The organism is Maritimimonas sp. 2205BS37-2, from assembly GCF_056591755.1.
Window position 1 is genome coordinate 330,915 of record NZ_JBWQOI010000003.1, and the last position, 20,533, is coordinate 351,447.

General features: G+C 33.6%; 20 protein-coding genes. 6 read left to right on the forward strand and 14 right to left on the reverse strand.

Annotated features, from left to right (window positions below):
* Nucleotides 1-257 precede the first annotated feature (257 nt).
* Both lhpI and AC1EUU_RS14535 read left to right on the forward strand, forming a co-directional pair.
* The gene (gene lhpI, locus AC1EUU_RS14530) at nucleotides 258-1,217 is read left to right on the forward strand and encodes a bifunctional Delta(1)-pyrroline-2-carboxylate/Delta(1)-piperideine-2-carboxylate reductase (RefSeq protein WP_480202170.1); all 960 of its coding nucleotides are present in this window, start codon (nucleotides 258-260) and stop codon (nucleotides 1,215-1,217) included.
* Nucleotides 1,210-2,280, forward strand: a complete 1,071-nt coding sequence (locus AC1EUU_RS14535; RefSeq protein WP_480202171.1) for a proline racemase family protein — start codon at nucleotides 1,210-1,212, stop codon at nucleotides 2,278-2,280. Before lhpI ends, AC1EUU_RS14535 begins: the two co-directional genes overlap by 8 nt.
* Here AC1EUU_RS14535 and AC1EUU_RS14540 read toward each other — a convergent pair whose 3' ends face one another.
* The 8 genes from AC1EUU_RS14540 to AC1EUU_RS14575 form a co-directional block, all read right to left on the reverse strand.
* A complete protein-coding gene (locus AC1EUU_RS14540; protein ID WP_480202172.1) occupies nucleotides 2,281-3,570 on the reverse strand; it encodes an aminopeptidase P N-terminal domain-containing protein in 1,290 nt (429 codons plus the stop codon).
* A gap of 3 nt (nucleotides 3,571-3,573) precedes the next feature.
* On the reverse strand, nucleotides 3,574-4,821 hold the full coding sequence (locus tag AC1EUU_RS14545; protein ID WP_480202173.1) for an NAD(P)/FAD-dependent oxidoreductase: 1,248 nt from the start codon (nucleotides 4,819-4,821) through the stop codon (nucleotides 3,574-3,576).
* A gap of 77 nt (nucleotides 4,822-4,898) precedes the next feature.
* Nucleotides 4,899-5,288 (reverse strand): VOC family protein, encoded by a 390-nt coding sequence (locus tag AC1EUU_RS14550; RefSeq protein ID WP_480202174.1) that lies wholly within the window; start codon nucleotides 5,286-5,288, stop codon nucleotides 4,899-4,901.
* Between the two features lie 2 nt (nucleotides 5,289-5,290).
* On the reverse strand, nucleotides 5,291-7,564 hold the full coding sequence (locus AC1EUU_RS14555) for a S9 family peptidase (protein WP_480202175.1): 2,274 nt from the start codon (nucleotides 7,562-7,564) through the stop codon (nucleotides 5,291-5,293).
* A gap of 12 nt (nucleotides 7,565-7,576) precedes the next feature.
* Nucleotides 7,577-8,587, reverse strand: coding sequence for a 4-hydroxyproline epimerase (locus AC1EUU_RS14560; protein WP_480202176.1), 1,011 nt, complete (start codon nucleotides 8,585-8,587; stop codon nucleotides 7,577-7,579).
* Nucleotides 8,577-10,307 carry a DUF885 domain-containing protein gene (locus AC1EUU_RS14565; protein ID WP_480202177.1) on the reverse strand — a complete coding sequence of 577 codons (1,731 nt, stop codon included), beginning with the start codon at nucleotides 10,305-10,307 and terminating at the stop codon, nucleotides 8,577-8,579. Before AC1EUU_RS14565 ends, AC1EUU_RS14560 begins: the two co-directional genes overlap by 11 nt.
* Before the next feature lie 3 nt (nucleotides 10,308-10,310).
* Nucleotides 10,311-11,894, reverse strand: coding sequence for an aldehyde dehydrogenase (NADP(+)) (locus tag AC1EUU_RS14570; RefSeq protein ID WP_480202178.1), 1,584 nt, complete (start codon nucleotides 11,892-11,894; stop codon nucleotides 10,311-10,313).
* The gene (locus AC1EUU_RS14575; RefSeq protein ID WP_480202179.1) at nucleotides 11,891-12,808 is read right to left on the reverse strand and encodes a dihydrodipicolinate synthase family protein; all 918 of its coding nucleotides are present in this window, start codon (nucleotides 12,806-12,808) and stop codon (nucleotides 11,891-11,893) included. Before AC1EUU_RS14575 ends, AC1EUU_RS14570 begins: the two co-directional genes overlap by 4 nt.
* A gap of 125 nt (nucleotides 12,809-12,933) precedes the next feature.
* On the opposite strand from AC1EUU_RS14575, the gene AC1EUU_RS14580 reads away from it, so the two are divergent.
* Nucleotides 12,934-13,776 (forward strand): AraC family transcriptional regulator, encoded by an 843-nt coding sequence (locus AC1EUU_RS14580; RefSeq protein WP_480202180.1) that lies wholly within the window; start codon nucleotides 12,934-12,936, stop codon nucleotides 13,774-13,776.
* 5 nt (nucleotides 13,777-13,781) lie between these two features.
* Here the strand turns inward: AC1EUU_RS14580 and AC1EUU_RS14585 are convergent, their stop codons facing one another.
* Genes AC1EUU_RS14585 through ruvC form a run of 5 tightly spaced genes read right to left on the reverse strand, consistent with a single transcriptional unit; the run spans nucleotide 13,782 to nucleotide 16,967 of the window.
* On the reverse strand, nucleotides 13,782-14,132 hold the full coding sequence (locus AC1EUU_RS14585; protein ID WP_480202181.1) for an MmcQ/YjbR family DNA-binding protein: 351 nt from the start codon (nucleotides 14,130-14,132) through the stop codon (nucleotides 13,782-13,784).
* A 2-nt stretch (nucleotides 14,133-14,134) separates the two neighbouring features.
* Nucleotides 14,135-14,527, reverse strand: a complete 393-nt coding sequence (locus tag AC1EUU_RS14590; protein WP_480202182.1) for a GNAT family N-acetyltransferase — start codon at nucleotides 14,525-14,527, stop codon at nucleotides 14,135-14,137.
* Between the two features lies 1 nt (nucleotide 14,528).
* Nucleotides 14,529-15,278, reverse strand: a complete 750-nt coding sequence (locus tag AC1EUU_RS14595) for a cyclase family protein (protein WP_480202183.1) — start codon at nucleotides 15,276-15,278, stop codon at nucleotides 14,529-14,531.
* 12 nt (nucleotides 15,279-15,290) lie between these two features.
* On the reverse strand, nucleotides 15,291-16,415 hold the full coding sequence (hemW, locus tag AC1EUU_RS14600; protein WP_480202184.1) for a radical SAM family heme chaperone HemW: 1,125 nt from the start codon (nucleotides 16,413-16,415) through the stop codon (nucleotides 15,291-15,293).
* Nucleotides 16,416-16,967, reverse strand: coding sequence for a crossover junction endodeoxyribonuclease RuvC (ruvC, locus tag AC1EUU_RS14605; RefSeq protein WP_480202185.1), 552 nt, complete (start codon nucleotides 16,965-16,967; stop codon nucleotides 16,416-16,418).
* Between the two features lie 220 nt (nucleotides 16,968-17,187).
* Here ruvC and AC1EUU_RS14610 point away from each other — a divergent pair, with 220 nt between their 5' ends.
* From AC1EUU_RS14610 to AC1EUU_RS14620, 3 genes are read left to right on the forward strand one after another with little or no spacing between them, the layout of a single operon-like run.
* Nucleotides 17,188-18,075, forward strand: a complete 888-nt coding sequence (locus tag AC1EUU_RS14610; RefSeq protein ID WP_480202186.1) for a hypothetical protein — start codon at nucleotides 17,188-17,190, stop codon at nucleotides 18,073-18,075.
* The gene (locus AC1EUU_RS14615; protein WP_480202187.1) at nucleotides 18,072-19,202 is read left to right on the forward strand and encodes a glycosyltransferase family 2 protein; all 1,131 of its coding nucleotides are present in this window, start codon (nucleotides 18,072-18,074) and stop codon (nucleotides 19,200-19,202) included. Before AC1EUU_RS14610 ends, AC1EUU_RS14615 begins: the two co-directional genes overlap by 4 nt.
* Before the next feature lie 10 nt (nucleotides 19,203-19,212).
* Nucleotides 19,213-19,953, forward strand: coding sequence for a Bax inhibitor-1/YccA family protein (locus AC1EUU_RS14620; protein ID WP_480202188.1), 741 nt, complete (start codon nucleotides 19,213-19,215; stop codon nucleotides 19,951-19,953).
* On the opposite strand, the gene AC1EUU_RS14625 is transcribed toward AC1EUU_RS14620, so the two are convergent.
* On the reverse strand, nucleotides 19,954-20,427 hold the full coding sequence (locus tag AC1EUU_RS14625) for a hypothetical protein (RefSeq protein ID WP_480202189.1): 474 nt from the start codon (nucleotides 20,425-20,427) through the stop codon (nucleotides 19,954-19,956). It lies immediately after the preceding gene.
* Nucleotides 20,428-20,533 lie beyond the last annotated feature (106 nt).

Consider the following 20,533-nt stretch of genomic DNA (forward strand, 5'->3'; position numbering starts at 1 on the left):
TTTTTAAAATTCATGGTTTTCAGGGAGTTTTTGAATTTTTACATACAATGCTGAAAATCAAGAATTTAAATATATTTTTAATTATTTTTTGCTATGATTACCTGTAAAAATATGAAGAAATTCTAAAGAAATTCTGAAGATTTAATAAGGTTATTGCATTTAAAATACTTATTTAAAGTCTTATCTTTTTAAATTGCTTTCTTAAAGAAGCTCAATTAAACTTTAAACCATTATTTTTAAACGATAATTACTATAAAGTGAAAGAAATTTTACAAATAGATGAACATTTTATAGAAACCAATGTCAACTATTTTCATCTAGTTCATGCGTTAAGAAAGGCATTTTCTGATAATGAAATCATTGTTCCAACACGACATCATCATGATTTTCCTAATCCACCACACCACACCAATTCAACCCTATTATTAATGCCTGCGTGGCAGGCTGGTGAAACCGCTGGTGTAAAAATTGTAAGTGTTAGTCCGGAAAATGACACCTATAATCTACCATCTATTAATGGAGTATATATACATCTAGATACTAAAACCGGAACAGTAAAAGCAATTTTAGAAGCAAAAAGTTTAACTGCAAAGCGTACAGCTGCCACTTCAGCATTAGCATCTTCATTTTTATCTAAAAAAGATGCTTCATCTCTACTAATGATTGGTACAGGAGCACTTTCAACCAATCTTATAAGGGCCCATGCAGAAGTTAGACCTATTGAGAATGTTTTTGTTTGGGGAAGAAACTTTAAAAAGGCCCAGGCAATTTGCAAGCAACTAAAGAATGAAAATTTTAATGTCACCGCAACAGAAAGTATTAACGAAAAAATTTCTGAAGTCGACATAATTTCAAGCGCTACACTCTCTGTTTCCCCTTTAATTTTAGGTGCCAATTTAAGCCCAGGACAACATATTGATCTTGTAGGTTCTTATAAAGTTACTATGAGAGAAGCAGACAACGAAACCATTTTGAAAGCATCTGTTTTTTTAGACACTTTTCAGGGTGGGCTAAAAGAAAGTGGTGATATCGCTATTCCGCTTAAAGAAGGTATTATTGAAGAAAGCGACATCAAAGCAGATTTATTCGATTTATGCAGCGGTTTAAAGAAAGGTCGTGAAAACCCCAAAGAAATTACAGTTTTTAAATCAGTAGGTCATGCCTTAGAAGATCTTGTTGCCGCAAATTATTTTTATAAAAAATATATAAATGAATAAATCAACGTATCGAAATATTCTAGAGAAAACGGCGTACATCCCAAATGAAAATTGGCTTCAAATAAGAACCATTGACATGCACACCGGTGGTGAACCCTTACGTGTAATTATTGATGGATTTCCAAAACTTGAAGGTAATTCTGTTTTAGACTACAGGAGATTTTGTAAAGAGCACTTTGATTTTTTAAGAACAGCATTAATGTTTGAGCCTAGAGGGCATGCAGATATGTATGGTTGCATTTTAGTACCCCCAAATGATAGCGAAGGAGATTTCGGCATTCTTTTTTTACACAATGAAGGCTATTCAACCATGTGCGGCCATGCAATTATTGCTATTTCTACGTTAGCGGTAAAAATGAAGTGGATTGATGTTAAAGAAGGTGATAATGTTTTAAAGATTGATGCTCCGTGCGGTAGAATTACGTCATTTACAAATGTGATAAACGGAGAAGTCAATGAAGTACGTTTTCATTGTGTGCCAAGTTTTGTTGTAGGTTTAGACAAAACGGCACATATTCAGGGGTTCGGAGAAGTTACTTATGATCTAGCCTATGGCGGAGCATTTTATGCTTACGTAGATATTTCTAAAAACACCTTTGATTTTGATTTGAGCTCAAATTCATATAGACAACTTATAAAAGCAGGGATGGATATAAAACATGCAGTAATGCAGTTTGATAAAGATATTTTGCATCCTTATGAAAAAGATCTAAGTTTTCTTTACGGAACTATTTTTATAGATAATAAAATACAGCCATCTGGAAACGACAGCAAAAATGTGTGCATCTTTGCTGAAGGTGAAGTTGACCGTTGCCCAACCGGATCTGGAGTTTCTGGACGAATGGCTATTCATAAAACAAGAAACGAAATTGATTTTGGTGAAGAAATGAGTATAGAAAGTATAACCGGCTCTGTTTTTAAAGGCTCAGTAATCGCTGAGGAAAATTATGGCTCTTATACCGCTGTTATCCCGCAGGTATCTGGCACTGCACATATCACGGGAATGAATACATTCGTGATTGACCCGAGCGATCCAATGAAAAATGGATTTATACTTAGATAATTATAGCATTAGAGCTTCAATCTCATCAATTTCAATCGGCATGGCAGCGGTTAAATTGATATTTCCAGTACTTGTAATTAAATAATCGTTTTCCAATCTACAACCAATACCCTCTTCTCGAATGTAAATTCCGGGTTCACAAGTAAAGACCATTCCTTCTTGGATTGTTCTTGAATATAGCCCTACATCATGAACATCCAATCCGATATGATGTGCTGTACCATGCATAAAATACTTTTTATACAACGGATTATTCGGATCTTGTTTAGCCACCTCTCCCTTATCTAATAATCCAAGTTTTATAAGTTCATGTTCTACCAAATTTGCCATGTTCTTTTCGTAATCGGCATGGGCCACACCGGGTTTTAAAAACTTGCTCCCTTCTTTTAAGCAATTTAAAACGGCACTATAAACTTCTTTCTGCCTATTTGTAAACTTCCCATTTACAGGAAAACATCTTGTGGTATCACTGTTATAATTTGCATAACAAACACCAAAGTCTAACAAGATCATATCACCATCTTGGCAAACAGCATCGTTAGTATTATAATGTAAGGCACATGCATTTTTTCCTGAAGCAACTATAGGCTTAAATGCATGGCGTGTAGCTCCTAGTTTTGTTAAATTATAAATCAGCTCTGCCTCCAGCTCATATTCTTTAATGTTTGGTTCGCAAGCATGTAGAACTTTTTTAAATGATAAAACACTAATGTTTGCCGCCTTTTGTATAAGCTCAATTTCTTCTTTTGACTTTACTTGGCGTAATTCTCTCGTAATCTTCGCAGCTCTATAATAATTATGAAGTGGATACTTTTGTTTACACCATTGTATCATTCGATCTTGACGTGTTTCCTGATCTTTTGTTACCCGCTTCATATGTTCATTATGGCCTAAATAAAAGCCATCTGCTTCAAAAGCCATATATTGTAATAACATTTCAAAATCATGAACCCATTCAACCCTTTCTATTTGTGAAACTTTAATTGCATCTTCTTTTGTTAATTTATCACCATCCCAAATTCTAATGTGCTCATTTGTTTCCTTAATAAATAAGATTTCTTTATTCTCTTCTTTATAAGCATCTGGATATAATACTAAAATCGTTTCCTCTTGATCTATCCCTGTTAGATAAAACAAGTCATTATTTTGGGAAAATCCCATTACATCATCGGCATTATTATGTTTTACATCATTAGAAGTAAGAATCGCAATCGTATTTGGCTTCATTTTTTTGACAAAATTCTTTCTGTTATTTGCAAAAAGTGAGCTCGAGATTTGATCGTAACGCATGATCTAAAATTTTCTATCTGGGTTAAACATATTGATATTCAGTGAAGGTTTTTGCACATCAATAGTTTGTTGCACTAGCTTACCGGTGGCCGTTGCCATACTCCAGCCCATCATTGCATGACCTGTAGCAATCGTTAGGTTATTACATTTATACGATTTCCCAATATAAGGCAAACCATCGGGTGTAACTGGGCGTAATCCACACGCAGCTTCGTCTTTTTCCTTTTGAGATAACATAACATCTGGATAGTATTCTTTCGTAGCGTCCGCAATAGCCTTTACTCGTACTTTATTTATTTGATGATTAATTCCTGCTATTTCCATGGTACCCGCGAAGCGTGTGAATCCATTCATTGGAGTAACAGCAACTTTGGCTTCAGCTAAAATTGCTGGAATTGTTATGCCATGCTCAATTTTTGAATTTATGCGATAACCCTTCCCAGCTTGTAAAAGCATATTTAAACCTAATTTTTTACTTAAAATAGGACTCCATGAGCCTGCTGCCAATACAAATTCATCAGCCTTTAAACTTCGCTTATCTGTGATAAGCGATTTAATCTTTAAAGAAGATATTTCTATATTCTCTACGCTCTCATTTATTAGAAACTTAACCCCAACGCTACGCAAGTACGACTTCATATCTTCCATAAATTCGTTAGGTGTGGTATGTGAGTCACATTTATAATACGTTGCCCCAATAGAATTTATATGTACCTTAGGTTCTAAATGTTTTAGCTCTTTTTTATCTAACACTTCAACTTCTAAACCCTGATCTATAGCCAAGTTAGCAACTTTAATTTCTTCGTTAAGAGATTTCTCAGTTTGGCAAAGCATCAAAAGGCCCTTCTTATCATAATGAAACCTAAAATCTTTCGAAGCCTTAATTTCATCATAAAGTTCTTGACTTAAAACAGCAATGTCTTTAATAACAGGAATGGATTTTTCAACATGTTTTGCATTACAAGATTTATTGAATGCCCATGTCCATTTTAAAAAATCAATATCCAAACGGGGTTTAATATATAAAGGGCTTGAGGAATTAAACATCCATTTCAACCCTTTTTTCATAACTCCCGGGGCCGATAAAGGAATAATATGACTGGGTGACAAATATCCGGCATTAACATAAGACGCTCCGGCATCCATATTAGATTGATCAATAATTGTTACACTATGACCTTCTTTTTGAAGATAGTATGCTGAACACAAGCCTATAATACCTCCACCAATTATGATAATCTCTTTGTTCATATTGTCACTATACTACTTAGATCAATATTCTTACTAAAACTTTCACTTATGCTTAAGTATTATTAAAAATAATAAATTTATCTGGGTTCTATTAAGTCCCAAAGATTACCGTAAAGGTCTTTAAAAACTAACACTTTGCCGTATTCCTCTTTTTTCGGACTTCTTACAATAGTAACTTTTTGGGCTATTAAGTTATTATAATCTCTTTCAAAATTATCAGTATATAAAAAGAGGAAAACTCTTCCTCCTGTTTGGTTTCCAATACTTATCTCTTGATTTTTATTAGCAGCCTTCGCAAGCAGTAAATTACAAGAGTTATCTCCAGATGGAGATACCAAAACCCATCGCTTATTTTCTGTAAGCTGCGTATCTTCAATTAGTTTAAATTGTAATTTATTTATATAAAAATCTATGGCCTCATCATAATCTTTTACTACCAAAGTAATATGTGCAATTTTTCGTTTCATAGTTACTGCCATTTAAAGTTCCATATGGGTTGAGCTTCTAAAAGATGTTCAATAAAGTAATTCCAGCGTTTTTTAATAAAATATTTTCGATGATCATTTCTGTAACCATGACGCTGACTTGGTAAAATAAGTAAGTCAAAATTTTTATCAGCTCTTATTAGTGCTTCTGCTAGTTTAAAAGTAGCGGACGGATTTACATTATCATCCATTCCGCCATGAGTGATTAGCAATTTTCCTTTTAGATTTTTCGCATTGGTAATATTTGACACTTTATGATATGTAGAATCTACGGGCCAACCTTGATACATTTCTGGCCACCATGCTTTTTCCATTCTAAAATCATGATCAGCAGAACTTGCAACCCCCACTTTATAAAAATCTGGAAATGCGAGTAATGCTCTTCCGGTATCAAAACCTCCGGCAGAATGTCCATAAATCCCAACCTTATTGGCATCAATCCAAGAATAATTTTGAGCTAAATGTTTAATTGCTAATACATGATCTTGAAGGTTATTTCCCATATTTTTATAGGAATGATTGTGAAACTCCTTAGAACGACCCGAAGTTCCAAGACCATCTACTCTCATTACTATAAATCCAAATTCTGCTAAAGATTGGTTATAAAATATAGCATCATAAGATTTAGGAAACACTTGAGTATGTGGCCCTGTATAAGTGGCATCAATTATTGGATACCTTTTATTTTCATCAAAATCTGTGGGTTTCCATAAAGCCCCATAAATGGTTGTTTTTCCATCATTAGCTGTGAGTTCAAATACTTCTGGTGCTTCCCACCCTTTAGGAATGGCATTCGATATTTTCGCCTCGGTCAATAATGCTAAGGTTTTTCCATTTTTAGCTGCTCTCAATACCGTTTTTGTGGGTATATTAATGGTTGACATATTATCAACAAAATATTTTCCACTTTTTGAAAATGAAATTCGATGATGTTTTTTTTCGCTTGTTAATAGTGTTTCTTTTCCATTAAAATCTACCTTATAGAGCTGTTGGTGATAAGGATTCATGCTAGCATCCCTACCTGAAGCCATATAATAAAGTATTCCGTTTTTATCATCGGTATGCACTACATTATTTATATAATATCCGCCAGATGTTAGACGCTTTTTTTTGTTAGTATCTATGTCTAACATATATAGTTGCCTCCATCCATCTTCTTCAGATAAGTATATTATTTTTTGAGAACCCTTTATCGGTTTGTACCAAAAATTATCAATATTTGTTTTACTTCTAATGTCAACTAATGTTTGTTGAGTATTGGTATTTAGGTTTACTCGTTCTACTACTTCTTTTTGATATCCTCTTTCAGAATAATTAGCAAATAGAACTCCTGAGGTTTCTGACCATTGTACTGAAACAGAATTAATATGAGTCCCTCTCGGAAGCTTTGTTTTCACCTCATTTTTACCAGCTATATTGTAAAAAACTGGCTCAATATGTACCATGGTGGTGTCACCCGGCGATCCTCTATAATAAGAAAGCAGTTTGGGCTTATACAACGTATCTATACTATAATCTAACAGATACATCTTTTCAGCAGTTCTAGTGTCTACAACACTTGTTGCTATCCACTTACTGTCTTTAGACCAACTCACATAAAATCGTTTTGGGCGTTCTCCATTTTCACCTTCCATTTTGTCATACCATCCGTACCATGACCCATATTCATAACCTTTGACCCCATTTTTACTCAACTGAAACTCTTCATTTGTTTTAGTTGATTTTATGAATAGGTTATAATCTTTTGTGAATGCTATCCAATTACCATCTGGAGATTTTGTTTCATGAGGATTCTCTTTTTTATCTTCTTTCTTGATTTGATCTAATGAATATGATGAAAGGTTGAGATTGTATTTTTTATCTTTTATTTCAATCGTTAGATAGCCATCTTTTCTTTTTTCAATAGCAGAAATAGGCAATTCATTTGCATCTAAACTATCTTTTAGTATTTGATTAAGTGCTCCAGTTAATTTTACATGATCAAATAAATCTTTGGGATTTTTACCCTTAAAATCAACTGTTTTAAATGTTTTACCCGATTCATCAAAATTAGTATACCATAGTCCAGAATTGTCCTTAAACCAATGCGCATCTGTATGAAAATTAAACACTGTTTTATTATTGTAATTATTATACATAAAACCAACGGCGCGTTTATAATTGTCTAGGCTTATTTTCTGGGAGTGTATTTGATTGTATCCAATGAATAGGACAAACACTAAATATAAAAAATGTCTCATACGATATTTTACTTTCATTAGTTCTTTAGGTTAGATTACTTGAAATCCATGTGCATATGGATCATCTTCATCATCAATAATAATTGTATTATATCCATATACTTTTGCCCAGCCTCTAACACTTGGTATAATAGCTTTTAGGTTTCCAATTGTTGTTTCTTCTTCAACTTGTCCAATGAACTTACTGCCAATATAGCTTTCGTGAATAAACTCTTCCTTTTTTTTCAGTTTCCCTTTTGCATGTAATTGGGCTAAACGCGCAGACGTGCCTGTGCCACATGGTGAGCGATCTATCGCCTTATCTCCATAAAAAACCGCGTTTCTTCCCGAAGACTTTGCATCTAAGGTACTTCCTGTCCAAAGCATATGAGAAACGTCTCTAATAGTTTCATTTTCAGGGTGAACAAATAATTCGGGATATTTTTCGTTAATCCTTTTTCGAACCACTTGTGAGTATTGGATAATTTTACTGGCTGTATAATCTTGTATTCCCGAAAAATTACTTTGTGGATCGACAATCGCATAAAAATTCCCTCCATAAGCTACGTCAAAGGCAATCTCTCCTAATTCTGGGCAATCAATTAAAAGACCTTCAGCAGCGAGATAACTTTTAACATTGGTAAGTTTTACCCAGTCTACTTTATTTCTCGTCTGTTTGTATTCTATTTCTACTAATCCAGCGGGGGCTTCCATTCGTATTCTTCCGGGTATTTTCGGTTGAATCAACCCTTCTTCAATACCAATTGTTATGGTTCCTATGGTTCCGTGTCCGCACATAGGTAAACAACCAGATGTTTCTATAAACAAAATGGCAAAATCATTTTTAGGATCGTGCGGCGGATAGATAAAACTCCCACTCATCATATCGTGCCCTCTGGGTTCAAACATGAGTCCTTTACGGATCCAATCATATTCCTTTAAAAAATGCTGTCGTTTTTCGCTCATACTAGCGCCATTCAAACGCGGAGCTCCTTCTTTCACTACTCGTACAGGATTTCCACATGTATGACCATCAATGCATTTAAAAATACTACGAGGCATTCTTTATTTTTTCTATATAATTATTGATTCTTTCTTCTAGAATAGCAAGTGTTACCGTGCCTTGCTCTAATATAACTTCATGAAAATCTCGGATATTAAATTTTGACCCTAATTCTTCCTCTGCTTTTTTACGCAATTCTCTAATTTTCAATTCTCCAATTTTATACGATAAAGCTTGGCCTGGCCAAGAAATATAGCGATCGGTTTCTGTATTGATTTCATGCAAAGACAGCGCAGTATTTTTAGCCATAAAATCAACAACCTCGTCTCTTGTCCAACCTTTGGCATGTATACCTGTATCAACTACTAATCTACAAGCTCTCCACATCTCATAAGTTAGCTGTCCGAATTTTTCATAAGGCGTAGTATACATTCCCATTTCATCAGCCAAAAATTCTGTATACAAACCCCAACCTTCACCATAAGCCGATAGGTATAAGTTTTTTCTAAACTTAGGAATACTATCGCCTAACTCATTATTTAGAGCTCCTTGCAGGTGGTGGCCGGGCACAGCTTCATGTACTGTTAAAGCAGGCATTGTATATAATGTTCTACTTGGTAGATCATAGGTATTCACCCAATAGAATCCAGGGTCTGTACTATTTTTTTCTGTACCTATATACCTCCCAGTAGTATATTTTGGAGCTATTGCATCTGGTACAGGTGCTACACCATAAGGTTTACGAGGTAATGTTTTAAAAAAGCGAGGCAACTGTGCATCTGCGCGCTTTGCCATATCACGCGCGATCATTAGCAATTCTTCTCCCGATTTAGCATAAAATTGTTCATCTGTTCTTAGAAATTTGAAAAAATCATCAAAGCTGCCTTGAAAGTTTAATTCTGCAATGATCTTTTCCATTTCTGACTTAATTCGCGCTACTTCTTGCAAACCAATTTTATGAATATCATCAGCCGTATATTTAGTACTTGTTGTATAAAAGTTTATCCTATTTTGATAGTAGTCTTTACCATTAGGAGTTTCTGAAACACCCAAAGTTTTTCTTGTTTTAGCATAATATTCATTTTCAAAAAATTCTTTTATTCTTGTAAATTGAGGTACAACTTTTTCTTCTATGACATTTTTAGCTGCTTCTAATACAGAATCCTTTTGGGTTTGAGTTAAAGTTTGTGGTAAATTAGTAAAAGGTGTATAAAAATAGCTCTTTGAATAGTCATCTACTATATGATCATTATAAGTAGATTCGTACCCTTTAAAAATCACCAGAGGTTGCGAAACTCCTTTAGCTAATCCTTCGCGTAAATTCACAAAATGTTGATCCACAAAAGCAGGAAGTGCGTTCAGTTTATTTAAATATTCTATTGTTTTATCATAGCTAGTTAATGGGCGCACCATATAGTTCAAACTACTATGAAAGCCTGAATCAGATAATAACGGGTTTAAATACCGCTCAAATTCATAAAAATCAACTTTATCTTGTAAGACAAACTTTAAAAGGTCTAACGAAATTCTTTCTGTTTCGGTCAGGCCTTCTAAATTAACTTCTGAAAGTTCTTCTAGTTTTGATTTAGCAAAATCTGCTTCACCTTTATAATATTCTTTAGTAGGTAACCCTAAAGGATACTCTTTTTTATCATAACCTTCGTGGTCTTGATAATTTTCAATTATGTTTTGGAGTTTTTCGGCATTTGATTCTTCTTGTTGACATGACAACAATAAAGTCAAAATAAGAACTCCGAAGAAGAACTTTTTACAATTCATAATTTAAATTTTTGAATTCGTTTGTTTTCCATTTACGAGTCTCGAAATATGCAATGGGTTTTCATTCTTTAATTCATTAGGAAGTAACTCATTTGGCCAATCTTGATAGCTAAATGGCCGCACCCATCTTTTTATTGAATGTATACCTACCGCTGTAAATCGACTATCGGTTGAAGCAGGGTACGGGCCTCCATGTAACATTGAAGGGCTTACTTCCACACCTGTTGGCACGCCATTAAAAATAATACGCCCTACTCTATTCTTTAAAGCTTCTAAGACTCCATTATATTCTAATGCTTCTGAATTATCAGAAATCACTGTACCTGTTAGTTGCCCTTCTAATTGAGAAATTACCGCTTCTAATTGCGCTGCATCATCACATTGAACCACCATTGAAAATGGGCCAAAAACCTCTTGATGTAAGGATGAGTTTTCTAAAAATGTGCTCCCATCAGTGGTTGTTATCGTTTGCTTAGCATAGTTGTTTTTAACTTCATTTTCATAGTCAACAACTACTTCTAATCCTGATTGTGAAATCGCGTTTGCTTTATTTTTCTCGTACGCTCCAATAATATTTGGATGCAACATACATGAAGGTTCTAGCAGCAGAATTTCTTCTGAAATCTTCGAAATAAAGCGATTCAATTCAGCGCCTTTAATCCCTAATATTAATCCCGGATTGGTGCAAAATTGCCCCGTACCTAAAGTAATTGATTTTGCATATGTTTTTGCTAAAGAATCAACCTTGTTAGCTAATGCATTTGGCAACAGTACTACCGGGTTTACACTTCCCATTTCTGCGAATACCGGAATCGGCTCGTCTCTTTTTGATGCCAAATCGAATAATGCTCTTCCGCCGTTGATACTTCCGGTAAAACCTACAGCCTTTACTTCTGAATGTTTTACCAAATGAACACCAACCTCAATTCCAGCGCTATTAAGGTTAGAAAAAACGCCATTAGGCATATTTGTTTCTTTGGCGGCTTTAATTATTGCCCAAGCCACCAACTCTCCTGTTCCGGCATGCATTGGGTGTGATTTAACAATAACTGGACAACCGGCTGCTAATGCCGCTGCTGTGTCACCACCTGCAGTTGAATATGCTAAAGGGAAATTACTTGCTCCAAATACCACAACAGGCCCAAGCGGTGTCATCATCTTCCGCAAGTCTGGTTTTGGAATTGGTTGTCTATCAGGAATCGCAGTGTCTATAGTTGCTTCAACCCAGGATCCTTCTTCTACCAATTCAGCAAATGATCTTAATTGAAATATGGTGCGCCCACGTTCTCCTTTTGCACGCCCTTCGGGTAAGCCTGTTTCAGAGCAATACACTTCAATCAGCTCATCATCTAAAGCTTCTATTTCATCGGCTATGGCATTTAAAAATTTGGCTTTTTGTTTTCCAGATATTGATCTAAACGTTTTAAATGCTACAGATGCTAAATGTACTGCATCATTTATCTCCTCTTCTGTTGCTTCATGAAACTCATTTTGATTTTCAATATTCAATTGGGGATTAAATGTTTTATATGTTCTACTGCCTTTTGCAGATAAGTGATTTCCTATATAATTTTTTCCTGTAATCATTTTAAGTTTTTATAGTCTGGTAAGTTTGGGCGATTTCTTAAGCCTTCTTCTATTACATTTAAAACATGTGCTCTCTCCTTACCATGTAAAGGCAATCTTGGAGCTCTAACATTTTCGGTGCCAATACCCGTAGCTACCTCAGCTAGTTTGATATTTTGTACTAATTTAGGGTTTATATCTAATTCAAGCAATGGTAAAAACCATCGATAAATTTCCAAGGCTTCTTTTATTCTACCCACTTTTTGCAATTCATATATCGCAACTGTTTCAGCAGGAAAAGCACAAACCAATCCGGCAATCCAACCGTCTGCACCCATTAGTAAGCTTTCTAAAGCCAATGTATCTACACCAGTCATAATCTTTAATCGATCACCAAAACGATTTTTAATACGTGTTACATTAGAAATATCTCGTGTAGATTCTTTAACAGCCTCTATGTTATCACATTTTAATAGTTCATCAAACATATCAAGAGTTACTTCTATTTTATAATCAACCGGATTATTATAGACCATTATCGGTAGTGAAGTATTATTTGCTACAGCTTTAAAGTATTCAACAGTTTCATGATCTCCAGCTTTATAGCGCATTGGAGGTAACATCATTAATCCCTTCGCTCCATCTTCTTCGGCTTTTTGGGCCGCTTCAATAGCACCTTTGGTCGTTTGTTCGGCAATATTTATCAATACTGGAACACTACCATCTACTAAGTTAACAGTTGTTTTTGTTAATATTCGTTTTTCATCATCGTTCAAAGTACTGGCCTCGCCTAAGGTTCCGCCTAAAACAATACCATGTACACCCGCTTCTAATTGTGCCTTAATATTTACCTCAAACATCTTAAGGTCTAAGGTATCATCGTTATTAAACTTTGTGGTTACTGCAGGCATAACGCCTTTCCAAGTTATACTCATAATTACATTTTTATATTGCAAAATTAGATAAGGGTATATTAAAAGACAGATAGTGTTTTATCCAATAATGATATTAAATTATCCTATTTTATATATTTTATCTCATAATTGCGTAATTTTATACCATGAAGGTATTTCCATTCAAAATTCCGAAGCCCAACGATGATGCGCTGGTTTATCAAGAAGATCATGAATTTGTATTCTATAATAAGTATCACCAACATGAAGAAATTCAATTGAGCTACATTTCAAGTGGTAGAGGCACTTTAATCGTTGGAGACAGCATAAATGACTATAAAGAAGGTGACTTATTGATTATAGGTAGTAACCTACCTCATGTTTTTAAAAGCGAAGCGTCACATTCGAAATCGTTAATGCTAACATTATTTTTTACTAAAAATTCTTTTGGAGATCATTTTTTCGAATTAGAAGAAATGAAATCAATTCAATCATTCTTTAAGTGGTCTATAAATGGATGCAAAGTCATTTCCAAAAATGGGGAGCTGAAATCTCTTTTTCTGGTTTTGAAAACCCAAAGCAAATATGAGCGATTTATTACATTTCTTAAGATTTTAAAAATCATATCTGAAAGTAATTATGAATCTTTATCTTCTTTTATTTATAAAAAACAATATTCAGATAATGAGGGGAAGCGCATGAGTAATATAATGGAGTTTACCGTAAATAACTACAGCCAACAAATTACTTTAAATGAAATAGCTTCAGTTGCTAATATGACCAAAAATGCATTCTGTAAATATTTTAAAAAGAGAACCAATAAAACTTATGTGAGTTTTTTAACTGAGCTACGTGTTGAGAATGCATGCAAATTATTAAGTTCAAATAAGGAACAGTCTATTGTTGAAATTGCAGAACAATCAGGTTTTAATAATATCTCGAATTTTAATCGATTTTTTAAAAAATTTAAAGGTATAACACCACAGCAGTTTAGAAAAGCCAGAAAATAGAATCTTTAAATAAGCTGTTCTTTCATTTTCTTAGGCATCTTTTCAACAATTAAATCATATGAGTGATCTACGAGGTCTTTAATCAATTGAGGTGATAACTGAGGGATTTCAACAGTATTCCAATGTTTTTTATTCATATGATAACCACCATAAATAAGTCCGTCATACTCTTCACGAAGTTGGACAGCTCTTTCCGGATCGCATTTCAAATTTATTTGAGCAGGTGTTCGTTCTAGCGGAATAATAGCAAATATTTTACCTAATACTCTTAAGACCAATGTTTCCTCATCAAAAGGAAAATCTTCAGATGCAGCTTTTTTACTTAAACAATAATCTCGAAGTTCTTCTATATTCATTTTCAATTTCTTTCCATCACTATTTCAGGCTGCTGTGCTAACTTAAATCCAAATTGTTCATATAAGCCATGTGCATCGCTGGTTTTTAGCATCCATTTGCAGGTCTTTATATCTTCATTCTCCATCATTGCTTTCATCAATTGTTTCGAATATCCTTTACCGCGATGTTCTGGTAAAATAAAAACATCCATTAAGTATGCAAAAACAGCATAATCCGTTAGAACTCTAGCAAAACCAATTTGCTTATTTTCTAAATAAACTCCAAAACAAAGACAACTGTTAACTGTTTTTTTTACATCACTTAATGTTCTTCCCTTTGCCCAATAAGATTTGGTTAAAAAAGCATGGATTACCTCAAGATCAAGTCGCTCTTTATCAATTGATATTTCTATCATATTAATTCTCTATTTTATAAAGAATTGGTTTGCTTGGGGAGGCATCATTTTCAAATGGAGCAATTTGCAAGTTTAAAAAGTAAATACCATCTTTTATACTATTAGGAACATAGATAAGCTCAGTAATAGTGGCATCTTTCCGTAGTTTACCTTTAGTATTCCAAAAAGCGTTATGTGAGGCTAATTTTCCGTCATCTTTTTCTTTATCTACACTAGGTAAGTCTATTAGTAAATGCTTTATTCCTTTTTCTCGTAAATAGATTGCTGCATCCTCCAACAAATATGGCCAGTTCGTATTCGAGTATTTTTTACTTAATTTTTCTTTTGTATTCGGAATCGTTCTAATAATAATTGCTTCTCTTTTCTTATTACCTAACGCAAACTGAACTTGCTTTTTTGATATTACAAAGTCTTCATTATTCTTTTCTGGCGCAACCGTAATCAATTCTGATAAAAAGAAAAATTGTTTGAGATTTTGATTGATAGAATGAAATTCATTTGTAATGTGGCCAACACATTCAGTATGGGTTCCGTGTGCATGTGGATTAAAACGAATATTATTAAAATTTACCGAACCACCTTTTCGCACTCTACCAATCCAATTACCTAGCTTTACAGGTTTTATTTTTGGTTTATCTATGTACCAAACGTTAACATTCTCTTTCGATGCTCTCAAAGGCATTGAAATATCAATGGGTTTAGATAAGTCTATCTTAAGTTTTCTAGAGTTATACTCTACTGTAGCAATCACACTTCAAATATACTAAATCAAGAATAAGTCTGAAGCGATTCCGTCTACTAAAAATTTGCCTTTTTGTGAAGTTTTTAATTTGTTATTTACGCTAATAATTAATTCTTCGTCAATAAATTTTTGAACACTATGCAATAGTTGTTCTTTTATTTGAAATCCATATTCGTTTTCAATTTTTTCTAAAGAAATGCCCCAAATAGTTCTTAGGCCAGTCATTATATATTCGTTAAATCTGTCATTATCAGATAGTACCTCAAGTTCTTGAGGCAATATACCTTGTTGCATTGCTTTAATATACCTTGCATTATTCGAAACATTCCAACTACGTTGGTTTCCATTAAAAGAATGTGCTGATGGACCTATACCTAAATATGGTTTCCCAAACCAATAAGAGGTATTGTGTTTAGAGAAATATCCTTTTTTGCCGAAATTAGAAGTCTCATACTGCACAAAACCCTTTTTTTCTGTTTCTTCGACAAGAATTTTAAAATGTTCCGCTGCTACTTCTTCCGAAACCTGAGGATATTTTCCTTTTTTAATAAATGACTCTAATGCTGTTTTTGGTTCAACCGTTAAAGCATAGCTCGAAATATGATTAACGCCAAAATCAAACGCCTTTTTTAGATTTTGCTTCCATCGATCATTACTCATATTTGGGATTCCATAGATCAAATCGATAGAAATATTATTAAAATGATGCGCAGCTATGGCTAATGAATCTTTAGCTTCTTTTGAATTATGCGCTCTATTCATTGCTGTTAAATCTTCTTCAAAAAAAGATTGAATCCCAAGACTCAATCTATTAATCGGTGTATGCGCCAATGCCTGTATTTGCTTTTGAGATAAGTCATCAGGGTTCGCTTCTAAGGTAATTTCTGGCTCATCAATTACCTTGTAATTTTTAGAAACGACATCAATCAATAACTGAACTTCATTAGTTGTCAATAAACTTGGGGTACCACCTCCAAAATAAATGGTTTCAATAAGTTCATCTTTAAGTTCGTCTTTTCGAACTTGCAATTCTTTCAGTAAGGAGTTCATCATTTCATCTTTACGTGAAAGGGAAGTAGAAAAGTGAAAATCGCAATAATAACAAGCTTGTTTGCAAAAAGGGATATGAATATAAATTCCGGCCAATTATCCTATTTTTTTAGGATTATTCTTTATAAAACTTGCCCAACCTGAATAGCTTTTACCAACCTCAACTTTGCCTTCATTATAAAAATGGCATACCGCCGCGGCCAATCCATCTGTTGAATCTAGATTCTTTGGCAGTTCTTTAAGTTGCAAGGTGCTTTGAAGCATTTTAGCTACTTGTTCTTTACTGGCATTTCCATTACCCGTAATTGCCATTTTAATTTTTTTAGGCGAATATTCTGTGATAGGTATTTGACGAGATAGTCCTGCGGCCATAGCTACTCCCTGCGCTCTTCCCAACTTAAGCATTGATTGTACATTTTTGCCGTAAAAAGGGGCTTCTATAGCAATCTCATCCGGATGATAAGTGTCAATCAGTTCAATGGTACGATCAAATATTAATTTTAACTTCGTGTAGTGATCGTCGTACTTTCTTAAATGTAATTCATTCAACTGCAAAAAATGCATTTGTTTATTAATTACTTTTATCAGTCCAAATCCCATAACAGTTGTGCCAGGGTCTATTCCTAATATGATTTTTTCGATATTCAATATTCTAAATGATCACAGTCACTTCTAGGGATAAACCTTAAGAAATCTTGCATAATAGATTCCATCCCAATTTTTTTGATTCGAAATGACATTTAATAATTAAATGATTTTCTTTGTAGCAATGTACAAATCGCTGCCATACAAAACTAAACAATTCTTATTTCTTCTTGTTAAGCTAAGTATTATTACTGGGGCTTTCTATTTTGTCTATAATAAAATTATGTACAATGAACATATTCAGTTCACTGATTTTATAAAGCAATTAGAAGTAAGCATTTCAAATAGTAGTAAAACTGTTAGTATTCTTTTGGGTTTAACTCTTTTAAATTGGCTTTTCGAAATTGTAAAATGGAAAACTCTAGCTTCTTCCATTAAGAAGATAACGATAACTGATGCTGCGAAACAAAGTTTAGGGGCACTTACGGCTTCACTTTTTACTCCTAACCGAATTGGAGAATATGGAGCAAAGGCTATTTACTATACAAAAGGGAATCGACGAAAGATCATGCTCTTAAATCTTGTTGGTAATGGCGTTCAAATGATAACAACCCTATTTTTTGGCACAGTAGGACTCATGTATTTTTTTTCAAATTATGATGTCAATTTAGAAATATTTAGATTGCGTAAAGTTATATACTTCGTGGTACTTATCGTAGCATTTGTTTTAATTGGCAGCAGATTTAGAGGTAGAAAAATTCAGGGGTTTTACATTGATCGCATTATACGTTTTATAAAAGAACTCCCTTTTTCAACTCATGTAAAAACTACTTTCTTTTCAATTATTAGATACTTGATATTTTCTTTCCAGTTCTATTTTTTATTAACAATTTTTAATGTAAAAATTGATTATTTAACCGCGATGGCTTTAATAAGCTCAATGTATCTTATTGCGTCAATCGTTCCCAGTTTGTCTTTTTTTGATTGGCTAATTAAAGGTTCCGTTGCCGTTTGGGTATTTAGTTTTTATCCTGTAAATGAACTTATTATTGTTACCATTACTTTATTAATGTGGTTGCTTAATTTTGCATTACCAGCCATTTTTGGAAGCTACTTTGTGCTTAATTTCAATTTACCTTCTGCATTTGAAACTAAAGATAATTTACAATGATTTTTGCAGCACTTGTTATTACGTTAGTATATATCTTTATTATTGGTTCTTTTATCATTGGGTTTGGTCATGTAAAAAATATTAAAAAGCTAAATAACAACTCTTCTCATGCATTTTCAATAGTAATTCCGTTTCGCAATGAAGAACAAAACCTACCAAAACTATTGAGAAGCTTACGAGCATTAGATTACCTAAAAAACAACTATGAAATAATCTTTGTGAATGACGATTCTGAAGATAATTCTGTCGACACTATTAAGAAAATCACTCTAAATAATTCCTTTCAATCAAGCGTTACGATAATTGACAATATTAGAAAAACCAATTCACCTAAAAAAGATGCAATAAACACTGCTATACAACAAGCAAAATTCGATTGGATCATCACCACGGATGCCGATTGTAAAGTTCCGAAAAATTGGCTCCGAGCTTTTAACTCAATCATTACTAAAAAATCACCAAAACTAATTGTGGGACCGGTAACTTATGCGCCAATAAATAGCTTTTTAGATAAGTTTCAGCTACTAGATATGTTAAGTTTGCAAGGTGCGACGATTGGTGGGTTTGGCATTAAAAACCCTTTTTTGTGTAATGGCGCTAACCTCTGTTACAGCAAAGAAGTTTTTAAGGATCTAAATGGTTTTGAAGGAAATACAACCATTGCCAGCGGCGATGATATTTTTTTACTAGAAAAAGTCTCGCATAAGTACCCAAACGAAGTTGTTTATTTAAAATCAAGTAATGCCATTGTATCCTCTAATACCCAATCAAGTTTTAAATTACTAGTGCAACAGCGTATACGTTGGGCAGCGAAATCAACAGGATATAAAAATCGATTTAGCAAACTAGTTGCTTTTTCGGTTTTTATAAAAAATGTGTTGCTCATTATTTTATTAGCATTAAGTATTTTAGGAAAATTTTCATGGTTGATTTTACTGATCATCTTCCTAATTAAATTATTTATTGATGCTCTTTTAATATTTAAAACTGCCGCTTTCTTCAATCAAAAAAAGGAGCTTCCCCACTATTTTTTAAGCAGCATTATCTATCCTTTTTTTAGTATGTTTGTAGCAATAGCTTCTTTAACCTCTGGTTATCAGTGGAAAGGAAGAAGATTTAAACGATAACCAGATCAACATGTCTTTAGCAAACTATCGTACTTCAAATCCTGCATTTACAAACTATATCTGGAAACCTCAGCGATCTAGTGTTAATAAGATGAGTCTTGGAGGTATTTTTATTAAATCCCTTTTTAGCTTAATTTTAGTTGCAGCAACAACATGGTATGTTTGGGATTTAGTATATAAAGGAGTTGATGTAAAGTGGTATACTTCAGGCGGAATGTTAGCTGCCATTTTTTTTAGTCTTTTAACCTCCTATAAACGCACTTGGGCTCCATATACTACACCACTATATGCCTTAGCTAAAGGATTATTTTTAGGTGGTATTTCTGCTTATGCCGAAATTAGGTTTCCAGGAATGCCAATGAAAGCAGTGAGCATTACAGTTCTAACTTTTTTTGTAATGTTGATACTTTATAGGGCGCGCATTATTATTGTTACCAAAAGATTTAGAAGTGTTATTATCTCTACTGCGGTTACAATTTTTTTTATTTACATTATTAATTGGATACTAACTATATTCGGACTTAGTTTACCTTTCGTTTGGGGAACCTCATGGTTTGCTATTGGATTCAACATAATAGCAGCTATAGTCGCTTCTTTTTCTTTATTGCTTGATTTTGATTTTATTGATAGAAAAACAGGTAGTGCCCCCAAATATTACGAATGGGTTGCTACTTGGGGCTTACTAGTAACTCTAATTTGGCTATATATAGAAGTGCTTCGATTAATGAAGAAGTTAGCTATTCGTTTTTGATTAATCTGTTCTTATAACTACTGCCAGCTGATATTGCGAACGCACCGGAATACCCCGCTTAATGGCAGGTTTTACTATAGGCAACTCATTAACACTCTGCTTAATAATACTATCAAGCTGAGGTAAGTTATTTTTAATGCTTGGTGGTGAAGAAATTGAAACAACCTTGGTTTTACCATTCGTATTTATCAGTAAATTTACATAAGATGAATCATTAACTTTCTCTTTAACTTTATAGTCAACTCTTTTTAGCTTCGTTGATAGTAATTCGGTCAAAGCCAATTCAAAGCATTCTTTTTGTTCAGGTTTACTATTGATCTCGTGACAATTGGAAAATAAAGGGTATGTATCTACAGAAGTATAATCAATGATTGTATCTAAAGATTGCAAACGAACAGTAGTGGTAGTAGACGACGATCGGTCGCACGAAATAAATAAAGCTACCAAGATAACTACCAATACGCGTTGAATCATTGTATATCAATTGACAATGTGAAAGTACAATTTTTTTAGTTTTATCTAAGGCGCGTCTTTACCATTTATAAACAATGTTTTCTTAATATTTTCAATATTTAAGTAA